Source organism: Nocardia tengchongensis, assembly GCF_054781395.1.
The window spans coordinates 29379-52614 of record NZ_BAAGUM010000015.1; the positions used below are offsets into that span (position 1 = coordinate 29379).

The 23236-nt window shown below is 67.0% G+C and carries 27 protein-coding genes; 9 read left to right on the top strand and 18 right to left on the bottom strand.

Annotation, left to right across the window (positions count from 1 at the left end; translation table 11 throughout):
• The first annotated feature begins 84 nt into the window (after window positions 1-84).
• Window positions 85-492, top strand: coding sequence for a VOC family protein (locus tag ACYVKL_RS26615; protein WP_379165869.1), 408 nt, complete (start codon window positions 85-87; stop codon window positions 490-492).
• Window positions 493-576: 84 nt separating this feature from the next.
• On the opposite strand, the gene ACYVKL_RS26620 is transcribed toward ACYVKL_RS26615, so the two are convergent.
• On the bottom strand, window positions 577-1038 hold the full coding sequence (locus ACYVKL_RS26620) for a nuclear transport factor 2 family protein (RefSeq protein ID WP_379165870.1): 462 nt from the start codon (window positions 1036-1038) through the stop codon (window positions 577-579).
• Between the two features lie 447 nt (window positions 1039-1485).
• On the opposite strand from ACYVKL_RS26620, the gene ACYVKL_RS26625 reads away from it, so the two are divergent.
• Window positions 1486-2904 (top strand): hypothetical protein, encoded by a 1419-nt coding sequence (locus ACYVKL_RS26625; RefSeq protein WP_379165872.1) that lies wholly within the window; start codon window positions 1486-1488, stop codon window positions 2902-2904.
• A gap of 109 nt (window positions 2905-3013) precedes the next feature.
• Window positions 3014-3568 (top strand): hypothetical protein, encoded by a 555-nt coding sequence (locus tag ACYVKL_RS26630; RefSeq protein WP_379165873.1) that lies wholly within the window; start codon window positions 3014-3016, stop codon window positions 3566-3568.
• 35 nt (window positions 3569-3603) lie between these two features.
• Here ACYVKL_RS26630 and ACYVKL_RS26635 read toward each other — a convergent pair whose 3' ends face one another.
• The 5 genes from ACYVKL_RS26635 to ACYVKL_RS26655 form a co-directional block, all read right to left on the bottom strand.
• A complete protein-coding gene (locus ACYVKL_RS26635) occupies window positions 3604-3966 on the bottom strand; it encodes a hypothetical protein (RefSeq protein WP_379165874.1) in 363 nt (120 codons plus the stop codon).
• Window positions 3967-4195: 229 nt separating this feature from the next.
• Entirely contained in the window at window positions 4196-4687 is a 492-nt protein-coding gene (locus ACYVKL_RS26640; protein ID WP_379165875.1) for an HIT family protein, read from the bottom strand.
• A 69-nt stretch (window positions 4688-4756) separates the two neighbouring features.
• Entirely contained in the window at window positions 4757-5041 is a 285-nt protein-coding gene (locus ACYVKL_RS26645; RefSeq protein WP_379165876.1) for a hypothetical protein, read from the bottom strand.
• 358 nt (window positions 5042-5399) lie between these two features.
• Window positions 5400-6077, bottom strand: coding sequence for a class I SAM-dependent methyltransferase (locus tag ACYVKL_RS26650; RefSeq protein WP_379165878.1), 678 nt, complete (start codon window positions 6075-6077; stop codon window positions 5400-5402).
• Between the two features lie 315 nt (window positions 6078-6392).
• Window positions 6393-6983: a TetR/AcrR family transcriptional regulator gene (locus ACYVKL_RS26655; protein ID WP_379165879.1), complete on the bottom strand. Its 591-nt coding sequence runs from the start codon at window positions 6981-6983 to the stop codon at window positions 6393-6395.
• Between the two features lie 135 nt (window positions 6984-7118).
• Between ACYVKL_RS26655 and ACYVKL_RS26660 the strand changes: the two genes are divergently transcribed.
• Window positions 7119-7733, top strand: a complete 615-nt coding sequence (locus tag ACYVKL_RS26660) for a hypothetical protein (RefSeq protein ID WP_379165881.1) — start codon at window positions 7119-7121, stop codon at window positions 7731-7733.
• Window positions 7734-7984: 251 nt separating this feature from the next.
• Window positions 7985-9112 (top strand): protein kinase family protein, encoded by a 1128-nt coding sequence (locus ACYVKL_RS26665; protein WP_379165882.1) that lies wholly within the window; start codon window positions 7985-7987, stop codon window positions 9110-9112.
• 248 nt (window positions 9113-9360) lie between these two features.
• Here the strand turns inward: ACYVKL_RS26665 and ACYVKL_RS26670 are convergent, their stop codons facing one another.
• Window positions 9361-10170 (bottom strand): DUF6881 domain-containing protein, encoded by an 810-nt coding sequence (locus tag ACYVKL_RS26670; RefSeq protein ID WP_379165884.1) that lies wholly within the window; start codon window positions 10168-10170, stop codon window positions 9361-9363.
• 165 nt (window positions 10171-10335) lie between these two features.
• Between ACYVKL_RS26670 and ACYVKL_RS26675 the strand changes: the two genes are divergently transcribed.
• A complete protein-coding gene (locus ACYVKL_RS26675) occupies window positions 10336-10854 on the top strand; it encodes a hypothetical protein (RefSeq protein ID WP_379165885.1) in 519 nt (172 codons plus the stop codon).
• Window positions 10855-11059: 205 nt separating this feature from the next.
• Window positions 11060-11650: a DUF4291 domain-containing protein gene (locus ACYVKL_RS26680; RefSeq protein WP_379165886.1), complete on the top strand. Its 591-nt coding sequence runs from the start codon at window positions 11060-11062 to the stop codon at window positions 11648-11650.
• 29 nt (window positions 11651-11679) lie between these two features.
• Here ACYVKL_RS26680 and ACYVKL_RS26685 read toward each other — a convergent pair whose 3' ends face one another.
• The 3 genes from ACYVKL_RS26685 to ACYVKL_RS26695 are packed head-to-tail and all read right to left on the bottom strand — an operon-like array spanning window position 11680 to window position 13885.
• Complete coding sequence (locus ACYVKL_RS26685) at window positions 11680-12102, bottom strand: VOC family protein (RefSeq protein WP_379165887.1); 423 nt, start codon at window positions 12100-12102, stop codon at window positions 11680-11682.
• Entirely contained in the window at window positions 12099-12968 is an 870-nt protein-coding gene (locus ACYVKL_RS26690) for a putative protein N(5)-glutamine methyltransferase (RefSeq protein ID WP_379165889.1), read from the bottom strand. Before ACYVKL_RS26690 ends, ACYVKL_RS26685 begins: the two co-directional genes overlap by 4 nt.
• A 56-nt stretch (window positions 12969-13024) precedes the next feature.
• Complete coding sequence (locus ACYVKL_RS26695; RefSeq protein WP_379165890.1) at window positions 13025-13885, bottom strand: YdcF family protein; 861 nt, start codon at window positions 13883-13885, stop codon at window positions 13025-13027.
• 339 nt (window positions 13886-14224) lie between these two features.
• Here ACYVKL_RS26695 and ACYVKL_RS26700 point away from each other — a divergent pair, with 339 nt between their 5' ends.
• Window positions 14225-15073, top strand: a complete 849-nt coding sequence (locus ACYVKL_RS26700; RefSeq protein WP_213555143.1) for a bifunctional 5,10-methylenetetrahydrofolate dehydrogenase/5,10-methenyltetrahydrofolate cyclohydrolase — start codon at window positions 14225-14227, stop codon at window positions 15071-15073.
• 59 nt (window positions 15074-15132) lie between these two features.
• Here ACYVKL_RS26700 and ACYVKL_RS26705 read toward each other — a convergent pair whose 3' ends face one another.
• Both ACYVKL_RS26705 and ACYVKL_RS26710 read right to left on the bottom strand, forming a co-directional pair.
• Window positions 15133-15879, bottom strand: coding sequence for a L,D-transpeptidase (locus ACYVKL_RS26705; protein ID WP_379165891.1), 747 nt, complete (start codon window positions 15877-15879; stop codon window positions 15133-15135).
• Between the two features lie 229 nt (window positions 15880-16108).
• Complete coding sequence (locus tag ACYVKL_RS26710; RefSeq protein WP_379165892.1) at window positions 16109-16747, bottom strand: cyclodeaminase/cyclohydrolase family protein; 639 nt, start codon at window positions 16745-16747, stop codon at window positions 16109-16111.
• Between the two features lie 169 nt (window positions 16748-16916).
• Here ACYVKL_RS26710 and ACYVKL_RS26715 point away from each other — a divergent pair, with 169 nt between their 5' ends.
• Window positions 16917-17954 (top strand): LLM class F420-dependent oxidoreductase, encoded by a 1038-nt coding sequence (locus ACYVKL_RS26715; protein WP_379165893.1) that lies wholly within the window; start codon window positions 16917-16919, stop codon window positions 17952-17954.
• 122 nt (window positions 17955-18076) lie between these two features.
• Here ACYVKL_RS26715 and ACYVKL_RS26720 read toward each other — a convergent pair whose 3' ends face one another.
• The 6 genes from ACYVKL_RS26720 to ACYVKL_RS26745 form a co-directional block, all read right to left on the bottom strand.
• Entirely contained in the window at window positions 18077-18406 is a 330-nt protein-coding gene (locus ACYVKL_RS26720; RefSeq protein WP_379166652.1) for an STAS domain-containing protein, read from the bottom strand.
• A gap of 148 nt (window positions 18407-18554) precedes the next feature.
• Window positions 18555-20855, bottom strand: a complete 2301-nt coding sequence (locus tag ACYVKL_RS26725) for a SpoIIE family protein phosphatase (protein WP_379165894.1) — start codon at window positions 20853-20855, stop codon at window positions 18555-18557.
• Window positions 20856-20862: 7 nt separating this feature from the next.
• On the bottom strand, window positions 20863-21516 hold the full coding sequence (locus ACYVKL_RS26730) for a SpoIIE family protein phosphatase (RefSeq protein WP_379165895.1): 654 nt from the start codon (window positions 21514-21516) through the stop codon (window positions 20863-20865).
• Window positions 21509-21922, bottom strand: a complete 414-nt coding sequence (locus ACYVKL_RS26735) for an ATP-binding protein (RefSeq protein WP_379166654.1) — start codon at window positions 21920-21922, stop codon at window positions 21509-21511. Before ACYVKL_RS26735 ends, ACYVKL_RS26730 begins: the two co-directional genes overlap by 8 nt.
• Window positions 21912-22301, bottom strand: a complete 390-nt coding sequence (locus ACYVKL_RS26740) for an STAS domain-containing protein (RefSeq protein ID WP_213555149.1) — start codon at window positions 22299-22301, stop codon at window positions 21912-21914. Before ACYVKL_RS26740 ends, ACYVKL_RS26735 begins: the two co-directional genes overlap by 11 nt.
• A 14-nt stretch (window positions 22302-22315) precedes the next feature.
• Window positions 22316-23209 carry an STAS domain-containing protein gene (locus tag ACYVKL_RS26745; protein ID WP_213555150.1) on the bottom strand — a complete coding sequence of 298 codons (894 nt, stop codon included), beginning with the start codon at window positions 23207-23209 and terminating at the stop codon, window positions 22316-22318.
• Between the last annotated feature and the right edge of the window lie 27 nt (window positions 23210-23236).

Below are 23236 nucleotides of genomic sequence, written 5' to 3' on the forward strand. Positions count from 1 at the left end.
TCGAGCCCCACGGTAGCGACACCCATTTCGCGCACTATGCGGCATGTGCGGATACGTGGGGCGGCAAGACCGTAGGCTCGCTCAGTGCATCTGGAGCTCATTGCGATCATCGTTGAGGAGTACGACTCGGCCATCGAATTCTTCGTTGAGACACTCGGTTTCGATCTCATCGAAGACTCACCCTCACTGACCAACGACGGACGCCCCAAGCGGTGGGTCGTCGTTCGCCCGCCCGGTGCGACAACGGGAATCCTGCTCGCGCAAGCAGACGGGGAAAGGCAACGCCTCGCCATCGGTGAGCAGGTCGCCGGCCGGGTCGGGTTCTTTCTGCGAGTCACCGACTTCGCTGGGACCTACCGGCGGATGGCCGAAGCCGGGGTGGCGTTCGTGACCGAGCCCCGCACCGAGACCTACGGTCAGGTCGCCGTCTTCACCGACATCTCGGGAAATCGATGGGACCTTCTCGGCCCGCCTGAATCAGCCGAACTGTAGCTTCCGCGTACCCGGCTGCTCGCACTGCCGGTTCGGTCAGCACGGTATGCGGCAACATGGTGCGTTTCGAAATCGCTGCCGCCCTCAGCCTCTCACCCGATCGCCGGTCTCGATGACGCTGTCAGCGGCGTCGCCATCGAAGACGTCACGATGTCCACGCGCGGTGTCCATATACTCGCGAACCCTGTGAATGAGGCCACCCCGCAACTCGAAGACGAAGCAGTAGTCGTTGCGGTACCTGTTCCCGTTCGCCAGCGTGGCGCTCATCGTCTCCTCCACGATCACCCGATCCCCATCGGCATAGAAGCCGTGGAAGTCCACGGCGACATCACTGACGAACAACCGCGAGAACTCGTGTGCCAGAAAGTGTGTGATGGCCTGCCTGCCGATCATGTGACTCGGACCGTCGAGCGCGACCGCAGTCGCGTTACCCGCTGGAGCAAGCCATTCGGCATCGGCGGTGAAGAACGCGGCGATCCGGTCGGCATCGTGACTGGCGAACGCCCGCCACGCCGCCTGGACAATGGCCTTGTTATCGGTGGTCATGGCTCGACAGTACAAACATCCACACGCGCCACTCTGGCGGGAAACGGACGAGGTCATCCACACTCCGACCGCCCGCCCCGCCTGGTATCACGGCAGCCCGCCGATCTCGAAACCCACCGAACTATCTGCTCATCGGCATGAGCGCGTACTGCCAGCGGTCGTGCAACGCTCTAACCATCGATCGCATCGTCTGAAACCGCGCCCACCTTGTTGAACCCGGCGCCCAACCAGAGGCCAGGATCACTACGCCGATCGGGAGTGGCCGAACCCGCTACTCGGCACGTATGTGATTGTCGTAAGAAGTTGCGCCAGAGCGATGTTTTACCTGGTCAGAGGCTATTGACGGCTAGTTGGGTCGCGCAGTGCGCAACTGTTAGCCTCGGTCAGAGATAGCTGCTATTGCTGTAATTCGAAAGGCGGCGCACTACCGAGGGAGACAGAGACGAGATGGGCGCGAGGTTCGCGTTGGCACAACAATCCCGCAGCGATACCGCGCCCTTCGTGGTCCGCAGGGTTGCGGTCCGGGTCGAGGCCTTGGCCGCTCTGCTCGGGGCGGCGGTGGCGTGTCTGCTGATGATGGCTCCGCTGAACCTCGGGGGAAATTCCGAAGGTGCGGTATGGAAAACGGACCTGCTGGTGCTGGATTTGCCGCAGGCCGCTGCGGCGGGGGCGGCGTTCGCGATGGTGTCCGCGGCGCTGGTGGTCGCGCTCGGGCAGCGCACCGCGTGGATCGTCTCGTGCGGGAGCGCGATCGTGCTGCTGGCCGACGGGCTCTCGAATCGGGCGGCACCCACCGAGAACCTTGCCACTGCCAGCTATATCGACTGCATTTTCAGCGGCATCCTGCTCGGCGCGCTCGCGGTCGCGGTCCACGGCAAGCCGATTGCGACCGGCGCGTACCTGATCGGGGCGCTGGGCGCGATCGAAGTCGGCGACCAGACCCCGCTGCCGTCCTCGGGTGGTGGCAATCCGATCATTCAATGGGTTTCGGTCGGAACACTGCCGGCGTGGCTGCTCGTGATGACCGCCCTGCTGCTGGCCGTCGGAGGCGCCCTGCAGCATGACGAGCCTGCGACCGATGACGAGAACACCACTCTGGCGATCGGCCCGACCCTGGCGGTACTGGTGCTGGTCACCGCGACCACGCTGTCCACGGGATGGCTTGTGCGGCACGCGGGAACACCCGCGCAGATCGGGGTGACCGTGGCCATCGTCATCGCCGCGGCCATGGCCGCCGCCCTGCTGCTGCCGGGACGCGACGGCACTCTCGTCCTGCTGGCGGTGGCCGTCGCCAATGCGGGTAGCGCGATTATCGCTGTGCCCCGGCCGGATTGGAGCCTGCCACTTCCGGTCCTCGCCGTGGTGGCGGGCCTGGCAGCCGGCCGGCGGTGGCGTTCCCCGTGGATGGCACTGGCCGCGACCGGCGGACTGGCGGTCTTCGCGGCCCTCACCGCCGACGCGGCGCACCGGCACACGGTGATTCCGGTGCTCGGGGTGACTCTCGCGGCACTGATCGTCGGGTTCTGCTTCGGCGTGGCCGTGCCCAGGACCGCGGGCAGCACCGTGGTGGCGCTGGCGGTGATGATCGTGCCGGGCCTGGTAGTTGCGCTGCGCGGCAGCAGTTTCGGCCGGGTCGCCTACTCACCGCGCTGGTATCGGGATCCGAACGGGGCCGTCTCCGCGATGCCCGGGTGGATGGCGCTGGTGATCACCCTCGGCTGCGCGGCCGGGATCTACCGGCTGTGGCAGATCCGGTCCCCGCGCGAAGCGGCCGCGCCCGAGCCGACGTCCTGCGTCATCGGCACGGCCGATGGATCATCGGCGGGGCGAAAGACGGGAACGGTGTCGGTGACCGCGGGGGCGTGACGATACGCCGCTCCCGCTCCAGACGGCGCGCAATCACAATGCGCTGCAGTGTGTTCCGTTGCTACCGTCGTGGTGAACATCCTGGCCGAGGTGATTGTGGGTGCGCGACATGACGGACGAGGTAGGCATCGCCGAGCCCGAGAAAGCGCACCGCAACGCGTTGTCGCTCGACGCGCAGCGCATCGAGTACATGGCCTACATCTGGGGCGGCGTGTATCGAATGGAATCGACGTGGTGGCGTCGCTTCCACGCCGCGGTGAACGTCAGTGCCGCTGTGCTGGCAGCGATCGCGGGCAGCGCCGGTCTGGCCTCATTGGTGAGTCACACGGTCGCCGGCGTCCTGGCGCTCGGCGCGGCAGCGATGTCGTCGGTGGCGGCCTCGGTGGGCGCTTCGACACGATCCACAGCCGCACAGTCGGCGGCGATCGCGAACATGGAGCTCAAGGAAGCCGCGCGACGCTTCTATTTCACTGTGGCCCCGTATCTTCCGTTCGATGAGGTCCGCAAGGAGTTCGACAACCTCTGCGCGCACCGCAACCGAGTCGTCGCATCGGTGCCGAGCACTCATCTACCCGCGTACCGGCGGAAGTATCGGCGGCTGAAGGCGCCTCTCGGGCAGCGGGTGGACCTCGATGAACTGATGGAGAAGCGCCGCGAATGGTGAGCTGTGCGGGCGAGGTCCTCTGGAATTCGCGGTCGTCATCGCACCGCTGATTCCTGGCCGGCGGGGGCCTCGCTCGTGGTCGGTGGTTGCCAGCGCACATGTGCGCGGACGGTCGTTCCGTGTTCGTCGAGCCAGCCGTGGGCCAGCGCGTAATCGAGCATGGCCGTGAAACGTTGCGGCCATTGCGGATCGTCGCCCAGCCGGCGGCCGAGCTCGTCTTCGAGACGCTGAACATGAAGCCAGGCATGGGTGCCGTCGAACAGGCCCCACCGCTGCAGTATCGCGCCCAGGTCGAGGTCGCCGGGGTGGGCGAGTACGACAACCGCCAGAGCGGTGAAGTCGGCGGGGTCGTGGAGAGTCACTTCTGGTCGGCCGAAGGGGTTGATAGCGAGGTACACGACAGGTTCTCCTCAACGAGATCGGCCGCACGCACGGCTCATAGTTGGATCGATTGATCCAGAATATGATCAGACCAGCGGGTCTTCGGTCAACCTAAAAGGCTGTTTTTACGAGGCATATCAGGGCGATTCCCACTGACCGGGACGCACATTTTTGGATCAGTTGATCCATGTTAGAACTGTGGGGTCAGTTCGTGAGCACGCTCACTGGACGACCGAACGCGGATGCTCAATCCGACAGGGCCGCCCGCAACCGTGCGGCCAGCGCGCCAGCCTGTTCCGGCGTCCACGCCAGCACACCGTTCTCCGCCATCAACGCGGGGAACTGCTGCTCGTGATACGGGATGCCTGGAGGCAACGGCGAGATATGCCAGTGCACATGGGAATTGCCTTGCTGGCTGCCCAGGCTCAACAGATAGGTACGTTCGACCTCAATCGTCGCTTCCACTGCCTTCGCGACCCGATGCACCAAGCTCATCAACTGGAGGAAGGCATCCTCGCTGAAGTCGCCGACCACATGCTGGCGATGAGCCTTCGGGGCGACCAGCACATGTCCCAGCAAGGTCGGGTACTTGCACAGGAACGCGACATTGTCCTCGGTCTGGGCGACGACCTCGTGCCATCCGTCGCTGCCCGAGGTGGCCACCACCTCGCAGATGAAACAGGGACTCGACCGAACGCGCCGAACGTAGGCTTCCAAATCGAACGGACTGCGTTGCATACCAGACGATTCTGCCGATACTGCTTCGACGCGGCCTGGCTTTCGGCATCCTCGGCCCGAACCGCGGCGTCAGCTCGACAGGAAGCTGTCCCCTGCGGAGATGCCGCCCCTCGTGGACTCGGGGAGGGTGCCGAGTCGGTATTCCTCGAGATACGTGATGCGCCACTGTTGCCAATCCAGATACCGGTCGCCGGCCTTTTCCCGGTAGCGCCGATACTGGTACCGCTTCGTCCGTACCAGGGACTTCCGTGCGTCACGGGCCGCTTTCCGGGCTGCCCGCTCGCCCCGTTTGCGTTCCGCGTCGGTGAGTTCCATCGGCGGATCAGCGAAGACTCCCGATCGCATCCAGTGCATAGTGGGCCATCCTCGGTTCGAGATGCCGGCAGTGTCTGCCCGGCGACCAACTCGATGGTAGCGATCAAGGAAATCAGCCGCTATCGGTTAAACGCCCTAATCATGTTGTGGGGCAACGCGGAACGCAGGAAAAGGTCAGCATGGCTAGTTGCCACCGGTCCCTGAGGGCCCTCTGCACGTTGAACGCGGCCTTCGGTGCCGGGTGTAGTCGCGGTCGGTGACACACCACGCTGATGCTGTCCATTGGTAAGCCGTTGCCGAAGGCGGCGATCTTCGCCGAAGCCGAAGACCAGGTCCAGGTGGCCCGCTACCTGGGTTATGGCGCACCCGACGCCCGAATCAACGGCGAGGGTGCGTGCTATGTGGCAGTCGGAGATGACTTGATGGCCACACCCGTGATCAGCGGTCGAACAATCGGGGGCATTGCCCGCCACGACATTTCTTGCACATCGTCGAGCTTCAGCCCCGACACTCGGATCCGTTCGAGGGTGGCGCGGTTGCAATGGCAGCCCTCCGCGAACCGGCGCCACGGGCCGGCGAGGCGGTCTTGCCAACGCGAAAGTCGCGGCGACTCGGAACGTACGTGCTCGAGAAACAGCAGCTGGCCACCAGGGCGCAACACGCGCCCGACCTCCCGCAACACCGGATCAGGGTCATCGACAGTGCACAACACGAGCGTTGAGACGACCGTATCCACGGTTCCATCCGCGAACGGCAATTGTTCCGCCGACGCGTCGAGCACGCGTGCGTGAAGTCGACTGCGACGCATCCTCCGCGTCAACCGCGTCCTCATCGCGGCCTCAGGTTCGGTCAAGATCAGCTCGTCGAGGCCATCCGGGTAGTACCCCAGGTTGAGGCCGGTACCGCTGCCAAGCTCGACAGTCAGCCCCCTCGCACGGCCGACCAAATTTCGCCGACGAGCGCTCATCCCCGCCTTCTCGCCCATCCACAGCAGCGGGTCGTACAGCGCTGCGAAAACCCGGGCCCACAGGTCCGAGCCCTGCACACCTGCCGCCGGTACGGCGCCACTGCTCACAGACTTGACGTTACGCCTAGGGGCAGCGTCGCGTATCCCGGCCTGTCGAGCGGGGCGATAGTGGCTACCGGTGCGCTACCTGGCGGCTAGGGCCACAAATCTCGGCTCCGGCTCTTCTACGGGGACCACAGCCGGACTGAAGTGAATCGATGCTCTGAGAAGGCAGCCGGCCGGCAGTACAGGGCTGGAACCGTCCAGCCGCCGGAAGGCGCGCCACTTGGCATGAGCGAGCAGGCCGAACCGACAAGAACCTGGCCTCCGCACCGCTCGCTCGGCGGCATGAGCGTGTGTTCACTATCTGAATCAGATTGCTGCTCACCTGTCCGAGTGGGCGGCCACAACTCGGCGGAACAGGTCTTGAATGGCGGGGATGATGTCGGTGTCGGTGTCGGTGTTGTGGTGGCAGGGGCCGGCGTAGGCGTGGGTGAGGAAGTCGGCGGTCAATTCCGGGTCGGGGACGTCGAATTCGCCCGCTTGGTGACCTTCGGTGAGGATTGTGACCAACAGGGCACGGGCGGCGATCAGAGGTTCTTCGCCTGCGGGGCCGAGTTCGTGGAACAGGCGATGGTAGAGCTCGTGGTGTTGATGTTCGGCGGTGACCCAGGCTGCGACCAGGCCGTCCAGGCGCTGAGTCCAGTTGAGGTCGGCGCGGTCCAGTAGTGCGGCCGGGGTTTCGAGGATGCCTTCCCACAGTCGTGCCTGGAGCGCTGCGAGCATCTGCTGTTTGGAGTCGAAATAGAGGTAGACGGTGCCTTTGGCGACACCGGCCCGAGTGGCGACCTTACTGACGGTGAGCGCCTCGTAGCCGTCCTCGAGCAGCAGCGCGGCGACCGCGTCGAGAATCTGGCGGCGCCGCACGTCCGGGGGCTGAAAACGCCCCACCTGCGGGTGGGCATTCGCGTTCACGGTGTGCTCCTCGGGTATGGGCCACGTCTCGGTTCCGTCGAATGGGAACCGCAACGGTCGAATGACCGTTGGTCAGTAGTATGACCCACGGTCATTCGACCGTCCACACCCCACCGCCGACCCCGAAGGACCACGATGACCGCGCCCGCCTTCGCCGACTACATCGCACACATCGGCGACCGCACCCAGCTCTACGCCATAGTCGCCGAGTACACCGGGGCGCACCGCGTGATCTATCCCGGCTGCTACCTCGATCTGGCACCGTCGTACATCTGGGACGACGTCACCTATCTCGACTCGGACCCTCGCGCACTACGCGCGTTCACCGGAACCCACGCCACCGATACCGCCCGTGCGCGCAAACGCTATCCTGCCGAACCTCGAATCACCTTCCACCCCGGTGATTACACCGAGACCTCACGCGAACTCCCCATAGCCGCATGGGATCTGGCCATATCCCTCTACGCCGGACCGATCTCCCGACACGTGAAACCGCTCCTGCGCGCGCCCGGGTGGTTGCTGGTCAACAACAGCCACGCCGACGCTGGACTCGCCCACCTCGACGCCGACTACGATCTAGCCGCGGTCATCCAGCACCGCAATTCCCGCTACACCCTCACCGCCACCGACCTGCAGCGCTACCTGCAACCACGTCGCCCACCCCACCCAACCCCTGAACAACTCCACGCCTCGGGCCGCGGCATCGCTTACACACACCCCGCCACCGCCTATCTCTTCCGATACCGGTAATCACCAGCCGCCGGAGGCTCGGATCACTGCCGCACAGCCGTTCAGGAATTCGAGCCACATCGTGTAATCGGCATGTGCGGACACAGCACGGCCCCGAGATACCCCGGGGCCGTTGATCTTCAGTTAGGTCGCGCTGGCCGCCTTGGACCGCGCCGGATGCGGCATTTCCGGATATTTGACAGGCCAAAGATCGCGATAGGGTGACTGTTGATTGAGACGGAATCGCCAGTGCAACAGGGGGTATCGTGGTGATGCGCGACAGTGAGGCGATATCCCGGGACGCGGCGGCAACCCGGGATATGTCGCGCCCGGCGCGTCTGCACGCCTACGGTGCCGTCTCCACGGCCCTGGCGCTGCACAGCGATCACGCGTTGGGTGAGCTCATGGATGCGGCTGTGCCGATCGGTGCCGGTATCGGCGGAAAGTCGGCGCTGCTGGAGGTCGCCGGAACCCCGGTTTTCGTGAAGCGAGTGCCCCTCACCGACCTGGAACGGCTACCGGAGCACGTCCGGTCCACGGCGAACCTGTTCGACGTGCCGCTGTTCTACCATTACGGCGTCGGTCTCATCGGCGGGGCGGGATTCGGGGCTTGGCGCGAGCTCGCCGTGCACACCATGACGACGAACTGGGTGCTCGCCGCCGAATACGAGTGCTTCCCGCTGATGTACCACTGGCGGGTGTTGCCGGACACGACGCCGCTGCCAGAGGAGCTCGCCGATATCGATCGCGCCGTCGCCTACTGGGACGGCCGACCCCAGGTACGCCACCGGATCGAGGCCCTGCGGGACTCTTCGGCGAGCATCGCGCTGTTTCTGGAGTACATACCGCAGACCCTGCACGAGTGGCTGAACGTCCAGATCGAGGCGGGCGATGAGGCCGCCGACAGGGCGTGCGCCATGGTGGAGCGGGAGCTGGCCGCCGGCACCGCCTTCATGAACAGCCGTGGGCTGCTGCATCTCGACGCGCACTTCTGGAACATCCTGACGGACGGTCGACGCCTCTACTTCGGCGACTACGGCCTCTCGCTCTCCTCGGCGTTCGACATCTCGCCGGAGGAGGCCGTGTTCTTCGACCGGAACCAGAGCTATGACCGCGGTTTCACTGCCACCTATCTGGTGAACTGGCTGCTCACTGCCCTGTACGGGCTGGAAGGCCGGGAGACACGCGCCGCGAAGGTGCGCGCCATCGCCGAGGGCAAGCCGCCGGAGGGCATCCCCGAGGGAGCCGCCGCGGTCCTCACCCGGCACGCGCCGGTCGCCGCGGCAATGTCCGCGTTCATGCGTGCGTTCCAGCAGGCGAGCCGGAGCACCCCGTATCCGGACGGCGAGATCTGCCGCCTGCTGGATGGCCAGGCTTCTGTGTTCATTCAGCCGGTGTGACGGGCCAGGTGGGCTCGGCGGGGATCTGGGGTACGACCTGGACGGGCCACCGTCCGCTCGAGGGCGCATCGACCACCGATAGCCGTTGTGCCGCAGTGTCTTTCGTGGCGAGGCTGCCCTCAATTCGGCAGTTGCGGACGTTCCGGACGTACGAACGCCTCGAGAGGTGATCTCGGGGCGCTGATCTTCAGGTGCACCCTGCTGGCCGCTCCGGACCGACCCGTATGCGGCAGGAGAGTGCGTTCGGGTTACCAGCCGCCGACTGCCAACCACTCTGTCTGGAAGTCGGTGCTGGTGATCGCTTCGGCCGATAGCTGTGGATAGCTGGAGATCTCTGCTATTGACGGCGTCAGGCCGCTGGTCAGGTATGTGAATTCTGTTCGGCCCGACATTGCGGCAAGACCGCCGCCGCCGTCGCGGAACAGTTCGACCCGCCGCCATTCACGACCGTTGGCCAGAATCTCACTGAACGACACCGCGATATGGTCGAACTCGGAGTGGTGGACAATCTTGAGATGACGCAGACCGTCGAGGTCCGGAACGAAATCCGCGGCACGCGAGACTGCTTCAGCTCTATCGATGCAGTCGCATCCCTCTTCGCTGTTGCAGCACGTCGACGCAGTCGTGTCATCGAACCAACCGTGACCGAGCACGGCTTCCTGATGCTCGCCGAGCTCGACGCGCATCCAGCCGGGCACAGAATCCCTTGGAAACAAACGCAACTCATCGGTGACAGCCTGAGCGAGCTGCTCACGCACGTTGGGTCGATCACGTCCGAAACGGACACCAACCAAGCCATCCGAGGTAATCGTCAACCACATCGTGAACCACGTACCCCGGCGCGGGACATACATCACCTGTCGCAGGTCCATGACCTCGTGCGGGACGCCGACCTCGAATGGCCCCGGCAACGACTCCACGGACAGAAAGAAATTCAGCTGCTTACCGACGATATCGATCCGCACCTCGAGAGTGGTCCATCCGGGCGGAACGTCAGCAGAAATGCGGGACACGATAGCGGCGAGCAACTGCCGCTCGGCGATCATCGGCGCGGACACCGGACCAGTGAATACCCACTCAACCGCTGCCGACCGGCGACGCCTCCAGCGTCCGAACACCGGCAGTCCACCTCCAACGCACCACCTGTACAACCTCGTTGGCCACACTAGAGGACCGGTCGAACCGATGAATCGCTTCGACCTTCCTGTAATCGCCATGAGCGGATGCTTTCCTCGCCGCGCGAAGGTCTCGATCCGGTGTTGCATTCGTGCGTGTGTAGAGAGTGGGACGAAGCGGACCTGATCGCGGACGGCTTCGAGCGTGTGTACACCGAATCAGCACGGTATGACTGGCCGCGGGCCGGGTTAGCCGATGTCGGCGGTCGGCCACACTACTACGACGGCTGGGCCTTCGACCGAGGTGACGACCAGTACGTCTACTACGTCTGGCCGGCTAGCGACGAGGCTGTGGCCTGGGAGCTCGAGTGGTGGGCGATCTATATCGCTTGGGAGCTGCGCCGTGCGGCCGGCGAGGCTGGGGTAGATAGCCATCCGGGTCACGGCGGCATCAATAGTCGCTACGACGAATTGGCCAGTCTGCTGGCTCCGCACCGTCAGATTCCGGAGAAGAAGCGAAAGCTTCTGGCCGAGCGCAGACTCGACAACCGCGACGGCTTTCGGGCTGGTGACACTGGTATGTGGTTCCGATGGCATTCAAGTGAGGACGCCGACGCCGGCGAGTGAGCGCCGAAGATGAGCGCGCCTGCCGATCTCGATCAGTATCGCGTCATCGGCACGATCGTGTGTTCGGCCGGCGTGGGATGCCTTGACCTGTTGATCTTCCGACGCTCCGCGGCTGCGGTTCTGTCGCGGCGTCGATGTGTACGTCACGCTCGTGCTGAAAACTCACTGGTGACCGCGTCCGCTCGCCATTACTGTTGCGCGCGTTATGAATCAGTACGAGATTCGCGCCGACTTCGACCGTGACACCATCGTGGTCTATCAAGCGTTCAACGATGCGATTGCTACCGCCGCTGTCGGCGCGCAGCGGTTTGTCGAGCCGTTTTCGCTCAATCGGATGACGTGGATCAAGCCGTCCTATCGGTGGCTCATGCATCGCAGCAATTGGGCACGCAGCGCGGGGCAGGAACGGATACTCGCGGTTCGGATTACACGGGCCGGATGGGAGGAGGCACTCGGTCGGGCGGTGCTGACCAGTCCGGAGCGGCGGGTGTATGGCGATGCCGCGCGGTGGCGGGAGCGGTTCGAAGAGGCGGTTGTGCGGGTGCAGTGGGATCCGGAGTATTCGATTCGCAATGTGAAGCTCGACCACCGGAGCATTCAGGTCGGGCTGTCCCGCAACATCGTCCAGCGGTACGTCGACGAGTGGGTCGTGGAGATCCGGGACCTCACCGCCCTGACGCACAAGATCTCCGCGCATTTGCGCGACGGGCGGGTCGACCGCGCCACGGCGCTCCTGCCCCCGGAGAAGCGCTATCCACTCGCGGAGAATCTGGCGAAAAGGGTTGGCGCAGAGTGATTTGTGGGCATCGGCTCGTGAGCGTATGTCTAGCGCGTCGTGTTCCACGCTTTGTGGACGAACTCCAGGCGGTTGCCGTCGGCATCGCGGACGTTGGCGGCGTAGTAGCCGGGGGCGAAGTAGGTTCGGTCGGCCGGTTTGCCTTCGTCGATTCCGCCTGCGCTGATGGCGGCGGCGTAGGAGGCGTCGACCATCTCGTTGCTGTCGCAGGCGATGCCGAGGTAGAGGCCGGTCTCGCCGGGGGTGCGGCGGCGCAGCCAGATGCTCGAGCCGGGCTTCGCGCCTGAGATGTAGTCGGGATCGCCGATGCCGAAGAGGTCGGGGACGTTGTCCGGCCCGGAGGAGGCGTCGTAGTTGCCGAACGCGCGCCAGCCTGCGGGGGCGAGGGCTTCGAGGTAGAAGGCCAGTGCGTGCTCGATATCGGTGACGGAGATGTAGACGTGGTCGATCACTGGGCATCGTCTTTCCATGTTGAGGAGTCGGCCTGGGTGAACTCGTCGGCGGGATCGGTTGCGAAACCCGGTGGCCGCGTACCGATTACCACGGTCGCGCCCATGTCCTCGCATTCCACGATGCGGGCTGCGAGGTGGTGGGTGCGCATGATGTCGGCGGCGACCGGGGCCTGCTCCTCGCTCTCCTCGACGAGGAGGTGTCCGCCGGGGGCGAGCCAGTCGCAGGCGACAGCGGCGATGCGGCGTAGTACGTCCAGACCGTCGATGCCTCCGTCGAGGGCTCGGCGCGGCTCGTGATCGCGGGCCTCGGGGGGCATGTCGCGGATGTGGTCGGACGGGACGTACGGGGTGTTGGCCAGGAGGATGTCTACGCGGCCATGGAGATCCGGGGGTACCGCGTCGAACAGGTCGCCTTCGACGACGTGTGCGTTCGCTGCGGCGAGGTTCTCTCGCGCGCACACGATGGCTGCCGGCTCGATGTCGGTGGCCGTCAGCTCGACCTGAATCCCTTCCGCCGCCAGTTCTTTCGTGAACGCCAATCCCAATGCGCCGCAGCCGCAACACATGTCCAGCGCAACAAGGGGCCGGCCCAGTGTGCGGGCGAGGGAGACGGCCTGTTCGACGAGGAAGCCGGTGCGTTGGCGGGGGACGAAGACGCCGGGAGCGACGGTTACGCGGAGGTCGCGGAACTCTGTCCAGCCCAGGAGGTGTTCGAGGGGGAAGCCCGCGATGCGTTGGGTGACAAGCGCTTCCAGGTGGGCGGGGTTGGTGGCCGCGGATAGGAGGAGGGCGGCCTCGTCTTCGGCGAAAACGCAACCGGCCGCACGCAGGCGTGCGACCAGGGGTGCGGTGTCACGGGCGGTCACCGCGTCATTGTGCACGGCCGGACCCGCGCCGGAGGTGGGCGGGTCCGGCCGTGGGGTCAGCGTTCGGCGGGGATGCGGAGGGTGCGGGTGGTGTCGAGGTAGATGCCGCGCTGGCCGCTGCGGGCGGGCGGGGGGAGCTGGGAGACCAGCTGCTCGAGGGAGGTGGTGGCGCCGACGACCGGGATGCCCGCGACGATGAAGTCGGCGACCGCGCGGCGGATGTGGTTGGGGGAGGTGACCACGATGGCGCTGGTCGCGCCCGCGTCGCGCAGCATCTGCGCGCCGAACAAGGCGTTCTGGACGGTGGAGCCCGCGCGATGATCGGCGAGGATGCGGTTGGCGGGGATGCCGTGGCCGATCAGCCAGCCCTGCATGGCCGCCGCCTCGGTGATGCCGTTCTGCGGGTTGCCGCCGGTCACCAGAATGGGGGAGAAGGGGGAGGCGATGGCCTGCAGCCACGCCGCCTGCAGGCGGTTCACCAGCTCCGGGCGCATCGCGCCGTCGGGCAGCAGGCCGTAGCCGAGCACCGCGATACCGGTCTGCGGTCCGGCGATCGCGGGGATCGGGTTGGGCAGGGTGCCGACCGCGGCGCCGATGGCCCGGAACAGGTTGCGGGTGCCGTCGGCGAGCCGGCCGTCGATGCCGTTGAGCCGGTTCAGCGCCACCTCGCGGGTGATGATGTCGCCGGAGTAGTCCGACCAGATCGCCTGCAACGCCAGCGCCTGCGCGTCATCGGGCGATTCGCCGAGCAATTGACGCAGGTCGGCCAGACCGGCCGCCTCGTTGCCGCTGGTGAAGTTGTCCTGCGCGGAATTGAACAGGGCCGCGGGATCCGCGTGCGCGGTGCCGGTGCCGAGGATGGCGAGGGTCGCGGCGGCCGCCGCGAGCAGGGTGGGAAAACGCCTGGCGATCTGCACTGCTGTCGACCTTTCCGAGGGTGTCACGCATGCGTCTACGGGCCGGACCATCGCATTAGCTGATCATTGGCCCTGTGCCGGATGGAGACACGATACGACTGTCCAAGGCAGTTATCTGGGATTTGCCGACCTGGTTTCGCGAGTTTGGATCGGCGGGACGCGGGGGACGTGCGAGGCGCGGGGCGGGCAATCCGGACGGGCCGGACAATTCAATCAGGACGGAACGGGGCAAACAACCAGACACGCACGGGTGCGCGGAAGCCGCCGGACGGACGCGCGCGGTGGCGCGGCGGACGCGCGGGACAAGGCGGGCTCCCGCGCCGGATAAGCTGTGCACCCGTGGATACGACTTCGCTCATCGGCAAGGAACTCGCCGCCGCCATCAACGCCGACACCAAGCAGCGCGCCGCCGCCCTCGCCGACCAGGGTGCGGCCCCGCGCCTCGCGCTCGTCATTCCGAACGACGACCCGGCCAGCGCCTGGTATGTGAAGTCGCTCAACCGCGCCGCCGAGCGCAACGGAATCACTTGCGAGAACATCGATCTCGGGGTCGACGCCACCGCGGAGGAGATCCGCGCCAAGCTCACCGAGCTCTCGCAGGACGCCTCCGTCGACGCGATCATGCTGCAGACCCCGCTGCCCAAGGGCGTCGGCCTCGACGACGTCAGCTCCGCCATCGCCGCCGCCAAGGACGTCGACGGCGTCAGCCCGCTGTCGCTGGGCCTGCTGGCCGCGGGCCTGCCGGGCTTCCCGCCCGCCACCTCCGAGGCGGTCGTGGAACTGGCCAAGTTCCACCAGATTCCCCTCGCGGGCCGCCACGTCGCGGTCGTGGGGCGCTCGAACGTGGTCGGCAAGCCGCTGCTGCAGCTACTGCTCGCGGAGAACGCGACCGTGACGATCGCCCACTCGCGCACCACCGATCTGCCCGCGGTCACCTCCGCGGCCGATGTCGTGGTCGCCGCGGTCGGCCGCGCGGGCCTGATCACCGCCGATCACGTGCGCGAGGGTGCGGTTGTCATCGACGTGGGCACCAACGAGGACGACAACGGCAACATCACCGGCGACGTGAACGCCGATGCGGTGACCGGCAAGGCCGCCGCCCTGAGCCCGGTGCCCGGCGGCGTCGGTCCGGTCACCACCGCGCTGCTCATGCGCCACGTGGTGCAGGCCGCCGAGTCCGCTCGCTAGCGAAAAGCCTCAGAACGAGGAAAAGGGCTCCCGCCGATGGCGGGAGCCCTGCTCCGGTGTCACCAGTGGGTGGTGACGGGGTCTCCGACGGAGACGTTGTCGTAGTACCACTCGGCGTCGGCGGGTGCGAGGTTGATGCAGCCGTGGCTGACGTTCGAGTTGCCCTGCGAATCCACCGACCAGGGCGCGGAGTGGACGTAGACGCCGCCCGAGGTCAGGCGTTCGGCGAACTCACCGGTGAGCAGGTAGCCCTCCGGGTCGTTGAGCGGGATGCCGATGGTTCGCGAGTCGAAGGTGACCGTGCGTTCCCGCGACATCACCGGGAAGGTGCCGACCGGGGTTTCACGGCCCGGTTTACCCATGGACGCGGGCATCGTGCGGGCCACACCGTTCACCCAGACCGTGAACGTGTGCGCCGACATGTCCGCATCGGCGGTGGTGCCGCCATTGGTCTGGAACTTGACGTTGTCACGTCCCGCGGAGACGGTGATCGGAGACGACACCGGTAGATAGTGATCCGGGGTCCACTGCAGTTGCCGGTCATCGAGCCAGGTGAACTGTCCCGCCAGGGCGTTCTCGGCTCGCACGGCGACCGTGCGTTCGGCCTTGGCCCGGTCGGTGACCGCGTCCGCGAACTGGACGGTCACCGGGGCCGCGATACCGACCACCTGACCTGCGCCCGGCGTGATCGCTTGGACCGCAGGGAGATTGGATGCCGGGAGTGCCGCGCCTGCGGCTCCGGAACCGAACGCGGCCGCCGCGGCGACGAAGCTTGCGACGAACAGAGAGCGAATCGCTTTCCGCATTCTTCCGTCCCTTCGAGAGGGTGTGGGGCTGGTTCATCAGCGTATGACTTGATCTTGACTACCATCCGGAAATGTTTCCGGTTCGTGACAATTGTACCGGCGTGGGTACTTTGTCCAGATCGGCCCTCGGGGTAAAGGGCATCGAACGCCGACAGTGCAGGTGGCGATACGAAAACGGTGCCCCGTTCCGGATCGGAACGGGGCACCGCGACAAGCGGATTCGCGCTGCTCAGCGTGTGATGGCCACCACAACGTCGTTGTGCAGCGCGTCGGCGCGGGCGATGACTTCCTCGATCTGCTTCAGCACCGGAGCGAACTCGGCGCCCGCCGCACCGTCGAGCGAGGCCACATTGATCGCGATGTTCAGCTGCGAGCTGCCGGCCGCCGAGCGCGCGCAATCGGCCGCCGCGCCGATGTCGGTCACCACGTTCGGATTGCCGATGGGCAGCAGTTCGGTTGCGAGAGAGACGATCTCGTCGGCCTCGGCGACCACCGCGGCGGGCACCCGGGCGGCCTGCAACAGCGCGGCGGTGATGGCCTCGGCGCGCGCGGCCTGCTCGGCCTCGGACTCCTTGGGCAGCTTGTAGGCGGCGCCGACCGCGGTGAAGGCCGCCGCATCGGCGTCGGCCAGCGCCAGCGAGCGCTCGCGAGCGACATCGGCGGCGGCGATGATCCGGTCGATGACCGGGCGATTGTCGGCGTCCTTGGCGCGGGTGGTGTAGCGCGCGACCATGGCGACCAGGGCCGCACCCTGCGCCGCGTGCAGCGCCGCGACCGCGCCGCCGCCGGGCGCGGGCACCTTGGCTGCCAGCTCCTCCAGGTACCCCCGCAGTGTCGAGTCACCGAACGTGGTGGTGTCCTGAGTCATGCGGGGTGGCCTCCCTTGGCAGTCCTGCTGGCATTACCCGGGATTCGGGTGATTTCGCCGCCCACGCTACCGGTCGTCGGGACGCTGCCGGCAACCCGCCCGCTGTCGAGTTGCCAATAGGGGAACCCGCCCGCTGTCGGTATGCAAATAGTTGGGTATTGTCCGGGTCATGCGTATCGGACTGTCGATCAATTACACCGACGGCTTCAAGGAGATCGCCGCCGAGGTCGCCGACCTCGAACGGGCGGGCCTGGACATCGTGTTCGTGCCCGAGGCCTATTCGTTCGACGCCGTCAGCGCGCTGGGCTACCTCGCGGCGAAGACCGAACGAGTGCAGCTGGCCTCGGGCATCCTGCAGCTCTACACCCGCACCCCCACCCTGACCGCCATGACCGCGGCCGGCCTGGACTACGTCTCCGACGGCCGCTTCATCCTGGGTCTGGGCGCGTCGGGCCCGCAGGTGATCGAGGGCTTCCACGGCCTGCCCTACGACGCCCCCATCGGCCGTACCCGCGAGGCGCTCGAGATCTGCCGCAAGGTGTGGAAGCGCGAGCGGCTCGAGTACAGCGGCAAGTACTACAACGTCCCGCTGCCCGAGGGGCAGGGCACCGGCCTGGGCAAGCCGCTCAAGCTCATCAATCACCCTGTGCGCGACAACATTCCGGTGCTGCTCGCCGCACTGGGCCCGAAGAACGTGGAACTGGCCGCCGAGGTGGCCGAGGGCTGGCAGCCCATCTTCTTCCTGCCGGAGAAGGCCGACGCGGTCTGGGGCGACTCGGTGAAAGCCGGTCTGGCCAAGCGTGATCCGGCGCGCGGCGACCTCGACATCTACGCCGGTCCGGCGCTGGCCATCGGCGACAATGTGGACGGCTGGCGCGAGGGCCTCAAGCCGCACATGGCCCTCTACATCGGCGGCATGGGCGCCAAGGGCAAGAACTTCTACCACGCGCTGGCCACCAAGTACGGCTATGGCGCCGAGGCCGACCGCATCCAGGAGCTGTACCTGGCGGGCCGCAAGGAAGAGGCCGCCAAGGTGGTTCCGGACGATCTGGTCCGCGACACCAACCTGATCGGTACGGCCGGGTTCGTCAAGGAGCGGGTCGCCGCGTTCCGCGAGGCGGGCGTCACCGTCCTGAACGTGGTGCCGATGGCTGGTACCGCGGCCGAGCGCGTGAAGCTGATCGAGCAGCTGCGCGAGCTCATCTGATCGCCACACACGACTGACGAAGCCGAGTCCGGGTCATCCGGACTCGGCTTCGTCGTGTTCACGGGACTGCGTACATCGGCCCGGTTCGGCGAGCCCCCGCCACACACGGCGGGCTCGCCGGCTCAGCCCAGCGCGGTCAGCGCCTCGTCGAGCGTGGAGTGCAGCGAGAACACCTGGTCCAGGCTGGTCATCTTGAGCTGCCGGCTGGTGGCGGGACCATCGGCGACCACGACCAGGCGGGTGTCGCCGGCCCGCTTGTGCACGCTGACCAGTGCCGCCATGCCCGCCGAGGCGAGGAAGCTGACCGCGGTCAGGTCGATCACGAGCGCGGCGGGTGGCCCGGCCAGGGCGGCGTCGAGCGCGCTCTCCAGGGCGGGGGCGGTCGCGAGGTCGACTTCACCGGTCACGGTGAGGACGGTCGCGGCGTCGGTCTGGGTGACCGAGGTGGTCATCGTTTCGGCGAAGGGGTGGCCGTCTGCGGAATTAGTGGTCACGTTGTTCAAATCTGCCATGATCCGTCCGTTCGTGCTGCATCGTTTGCCACATCGGCACTGGCTCGCAGGTGGGCCGCCTGCCGAAGACGTGCCGGCAGGCCGTGATTCACATTCTCCCGGCCGCGGAGAAGGAAACGGCCGTGAGTTTCACCGACATCCGCACCCGGGTGCCCGGACCGGAATTGTCGATGTCGAGTCGATCGGTGAGCGCGCGCATCATGGCGATGCCCCGGCCGCGGTTGCCCGGATCCGCGGGCAGCGGCCGCCATACACCGGTATCGGACACCTCGATGGTGAGGCAGTCCACGCCGCTGTCCGCGGCCAGCTGCACCCGGCCGGGTTCGCCGCCGAGGTAGGCGTGCTCGATGCTGTTGCTACAGGCCTCGTTCGCGGCCGACACCAGATCCACCGCCAGGTCGTGCGGCACCGCGGCGGCGGCCAGCCAGGACCGCAAGGCGCGCCGTAGCAGTGACAGCTCGCGCGCGTCGGCGGGCACGTCCAGGCGCAGCGGCGGGGGCGGCTGCCGGTACACCACCATGGCGACGTCGTCGTCGTAGCCGCCGCTGGGCCGCAGCCGCGACAGCACCGAATCGGCCACCTCGCGCGGCAGTTTGCCCGCGCCGCGCGACAATTCGTCGGCCAGCTCCACGAAGCGGTCGTCGATGTCGACGCCGCGCTGCTCCACCAGACCGTCGGTGAACAGCACCAGGGTCGCGCCGGGCGCCATCGCGGTGGTGGCCTCCGGGCGCCGCGGAATATCGAAGGTGGCCAACGGGAATGCGCGCCCGCCCTCCAGGAGCCGGCCCTGTTTGCCGGGTTCGGCCAGCACCGGGGGCATGTGCCCGGCGTTGGAGTAGCGCACCAGCCCGCGCACCGGGTCCAGGATCGCCGCGCACACCGTGGTGCACATGGCGCCCGGGATTCGGGCGGCCACGGTGTCCAGTTCGGCCAGCAGCTGCGCCGGGCCCGCGCCGCGCAACAGCAGCGCCCGTGCGGCCGTGCGCAATTGGCCCATCACCACGGCCGCGGACAGACCGCGCCCGACGCAGTCGCCGACGACCACGCCGATCGCGCCGCCCTCCAACCGCACCACGTCGTACCAGTCGCCGCCGATCTCGAGCGGCGGCAGCGCGGGCTCGTAGTGCACCGAGAACCGCGGCGGCAGTTCGATCGGGCCGAGCATGGCGCGTTGCAGGGTCAGCGACGTCGAGCGGGCCTGATCGAAGTTGCGGGCCCGCTGCACCGCCAGGCTCAGATGCCCGACCAACAGCGAGAACAGCGCCCAGTCACCAGCGGTGATCACCCGCGGCGCGGCGAAGCGCAGCCACAACGCGGAATCGCCGCTCTCGCCCAGCGGCGCGACGATGCCCTCGGAACTCGACTCTCCTTCGGGGATGGCGAACATGCTGCGGCCGGGCTGCAATCGGGCGCGATCGAGCAGGGCGCGGGCGCGGGCGTCGAGCACGCGCCGGGACTCGCCGCCGGTGGTCTCGGCCTCGCCGCGGCGGCGGATGGGCTGGGTGACGTGCGGGGCCAGGCCGGCGGCAGTGTACGGATTGTCCTCGGAGACATACAGTTCCGGTCCCGCGGTGTGGCTGGGCCAGACCGACACCACGGCGGCTTCGGCGCCGACCGCCCGGCGCAGTTCCTCCAGCCCGATGGTGAGCACCTCCACCACGCTGGTGGCCGCGCCGACCGCCGTCGCCAGCCGTGAGACCGCTTGGTCGCGGGCTTGGGCATCGTGCTCGGCGGTGACGTCGCGCAGCGTGCCGACGAAAACCCGTTCCCCGTTCTCGGGTTTCACCAGCGAGGAGGTCGACACCGCCAGCCACAGCTGCCGCCCGTCCCGATGCCGGATCGGCATCACGAACCGGGCGGCCTCGGTGCCCAGATCCGGGTACCGCGGCGCGTCCTCGACCGTCCAGGGGTGGGGCAGCGGGTAGGGGATGCCGTCGGGCCCGTATCCGGTGAGCGCGCCGAAGGCCGAATTGACCTCGATCAGTGTGCCTTCGGCGTCGACGACGAAGAACCCGTCCTGCAGCGACTCCACCAGCGCGGTCCGGAAGGCGTCGCGACCGGCGAGATCGTCGGCGCGCGAACGCTGTTGCTCGTAGCGGCGGGTGCCGTCGAGGAAGCCGCGGGTGGCGACGTCGAGGGCCGCCATGGTCTGCAACAGGAATTCCAGGGCGGCTTCGCTGCGGTCGGTGCCGTCGGGCGCGGAGCCGAGCCCCTCGAGTTCGAGCAGCCGGAAATGATGCTCGGTGAGATCGAGGATGCTCACCCCCTCGACCAGGGCGCGGCGTCCGAGCTCGTAGCCCTCGGACAGGGTGTTCTGATTGGGTGCGCGCAGATGCAGTCGTAGCGCGGCGGCGTACGCCTCGCGGAAAGCGGCCAGGACGGCACTCACGCTGGGCTCATGGCTTCACACTCGGAATGGGTTGGGAGGGATGGGATTGCCCGCGATGGCGGGCCGCCAGCACCAGCGCGTCGTCGGTATCCTTGGCGTGGCGGGCCAGGATGTCGGCGGTGATCTCCGCGGTGGGTTTGGACAGGTCGATGGCGTCGGCGAAGTTCGAGGTGATGCCGTCGGTGGACATCAGCAGCAGGTCGCCGGGGCGCACCGGCACGGTCTGCGGTTGCAGATTCGGCGGCAGCAGATAGCCGACGATGCCGCCGGTGAGCAGGACGGTCGCGCGGATGGCGGGTTTGCCTGGAGCCGCGGCGACGATGCGGGATTCGACATTGCCGACCCCGAGCCAGTGCACGCGCTCGCGAGAATCGAACAGCGCCAGCGAGACCGCCGCCCCGCGGGTGTCGCTCATGGCGCGGTGGCACAGCAGCAACAGCACATCCAGGGGCTCGGCGCGGTTCTCGGCGAGCACCTGCGCGGCCCGGTCCGAGGCGTCCGCGGCGGCCGCGCCGTGACCCAGTCCGTCCAGCACGGCGAACAGCACCGACCCGCCGCCCGCGTCGAGGACTACCGACCGGTCACCCGAAACCCGTTGCCCGGGAAGGGCGCGCCCGGCGACGGCCCATTCGACCGCGCCGATGTTTCCGTCCTCACGCACCGGTGGGCACCCACTTCCACATCTCGACGAGGGTGCCCTGGCCGGGCTCGGAGTTGATGACCATGCCGTCCATCAGCCGCCGCGAGCCCGGAAGGCCCAGGCCCAGACCGCGTCCGGTGGAGAACCCGTCCTCCATGGCGCGCGGGATGTCGGGAATGCCGGGGCCCATGTCCTTGGCCTGCACCACCATCGAGCGCCGGCCGTCGCGATCCTGCACGGCCAGCCGGATCTCCCCGGTGCCGGCGTAACTCGTGATATTGCGCGCCACTTCGGAAATGGCTGTCGCGATCATGGTGCGATCAGAGAGCGAGAAGCCGAGTTTGGCAGCCAACTCCAGCCCCGCTTGCCGAGCGGTCACGATGTCGTTGGACACGGTCACCGCGATCACCACGTCGTCAGCGGCCACGATCACGACCGTCTCGTCGGCCTCGCCCCTGGGTCTTCTTGTTCAACCAGAACAGACCTTCTTCGAGGTCGAGCGCGGTGTGCATGCCCTCGAAGGTGAGCCCCAATTGCACCATGGCGAAAGCGACTTCGGGCTGCAGTCCCACGATGACCGTTTCCGCGCCTCGCAGCTTGGTCATGTGGGCGATGGTACGCAGCGATCTGGCGGCAAAGGAGTCCATTACATCGATTGCGGTGACATCGACGATGATGCCCTGTGCGCGATATCTGCTGACATAGGTCATCAAATCGTCTTGCAGGCGTTCGGTATCCGCATCGGTGAGCGCTGACTGCACCGACGCGATGAGATAGGTGCCCTGTTTCAGAATGGGTACCGGCATGAGCCCCGCCCGGGTTACCTTCCGTCGCGATCGGTGACGCGTGACACCTCGTAGCCGAGCAGGCGCTCCGCTTCCTCGATGCCACCCTGGAGGTCACCGACGGCATTCATCTTCGACAGATCCAGGCCGATCGTGACAAGGGTAAGCGCGATCTCCGACGACAGGCCGGTAATGATGACATTGGCACCCATCAGGCCCGACGCGTCGACGGTCTGCACCAGGTGGTTGGCCACCGTGGAGTCGATCGCCGGCACACCGGTGATGTCGATGACGACGACCTTGGCGCGGTTGGCCCGGATGGCGCGCAGCAGCTGCTCGGTGAGCTGACGCGCGCGCTGCGAGTCCAGCACACCGATGATGGGCAGGATGAGCAGCTGTTCACGCACCTGGAGCACGGGTGTGGACAGCTCGCGGATGGCTTCCTGCTGCTGGCGGATGACGCGCTCGCGCTCCTGCACGAACGACACGGCCACGGTGTTGGCGATGCGGTTCGCGGCCGGTTCGTAGGCGTCGAGCACCAGTTTCAGCAGCTCGAAGTCGGTCTGGTATTTCTCGAAGAGGCTGCGGGCCAGCACGTCTCGCAGCAGCAGCACGATGCCGACGACCTCGTCGGTCTCGACGCCTCGCGGAATGATGCGCTCGGACAGGTCGCGGGCGTAGGCCTGCAGCGCCTCGACGCTACCGGTCTCGAGCACCTCGACGTAGTTGTCGTAGACGGAGGTGGCCTCGGAGAAGATCTCCTCGGGGGTCATGGCGGTGAGCAGCTGGGCATCGGTGATGCGACGGGCCCACTCCTCGCGAAGTTCGGTGCGGTTCTGCCGCAGGTGTTCGACGAGCTGCGGAAGCAGATTGTCGACGGGACCCGCGGGCAGCGAATCCGCCGAGAGACCGATGGACACGTCGGACATGGAAACTCCTGCCCCTTTCGCTAAGGC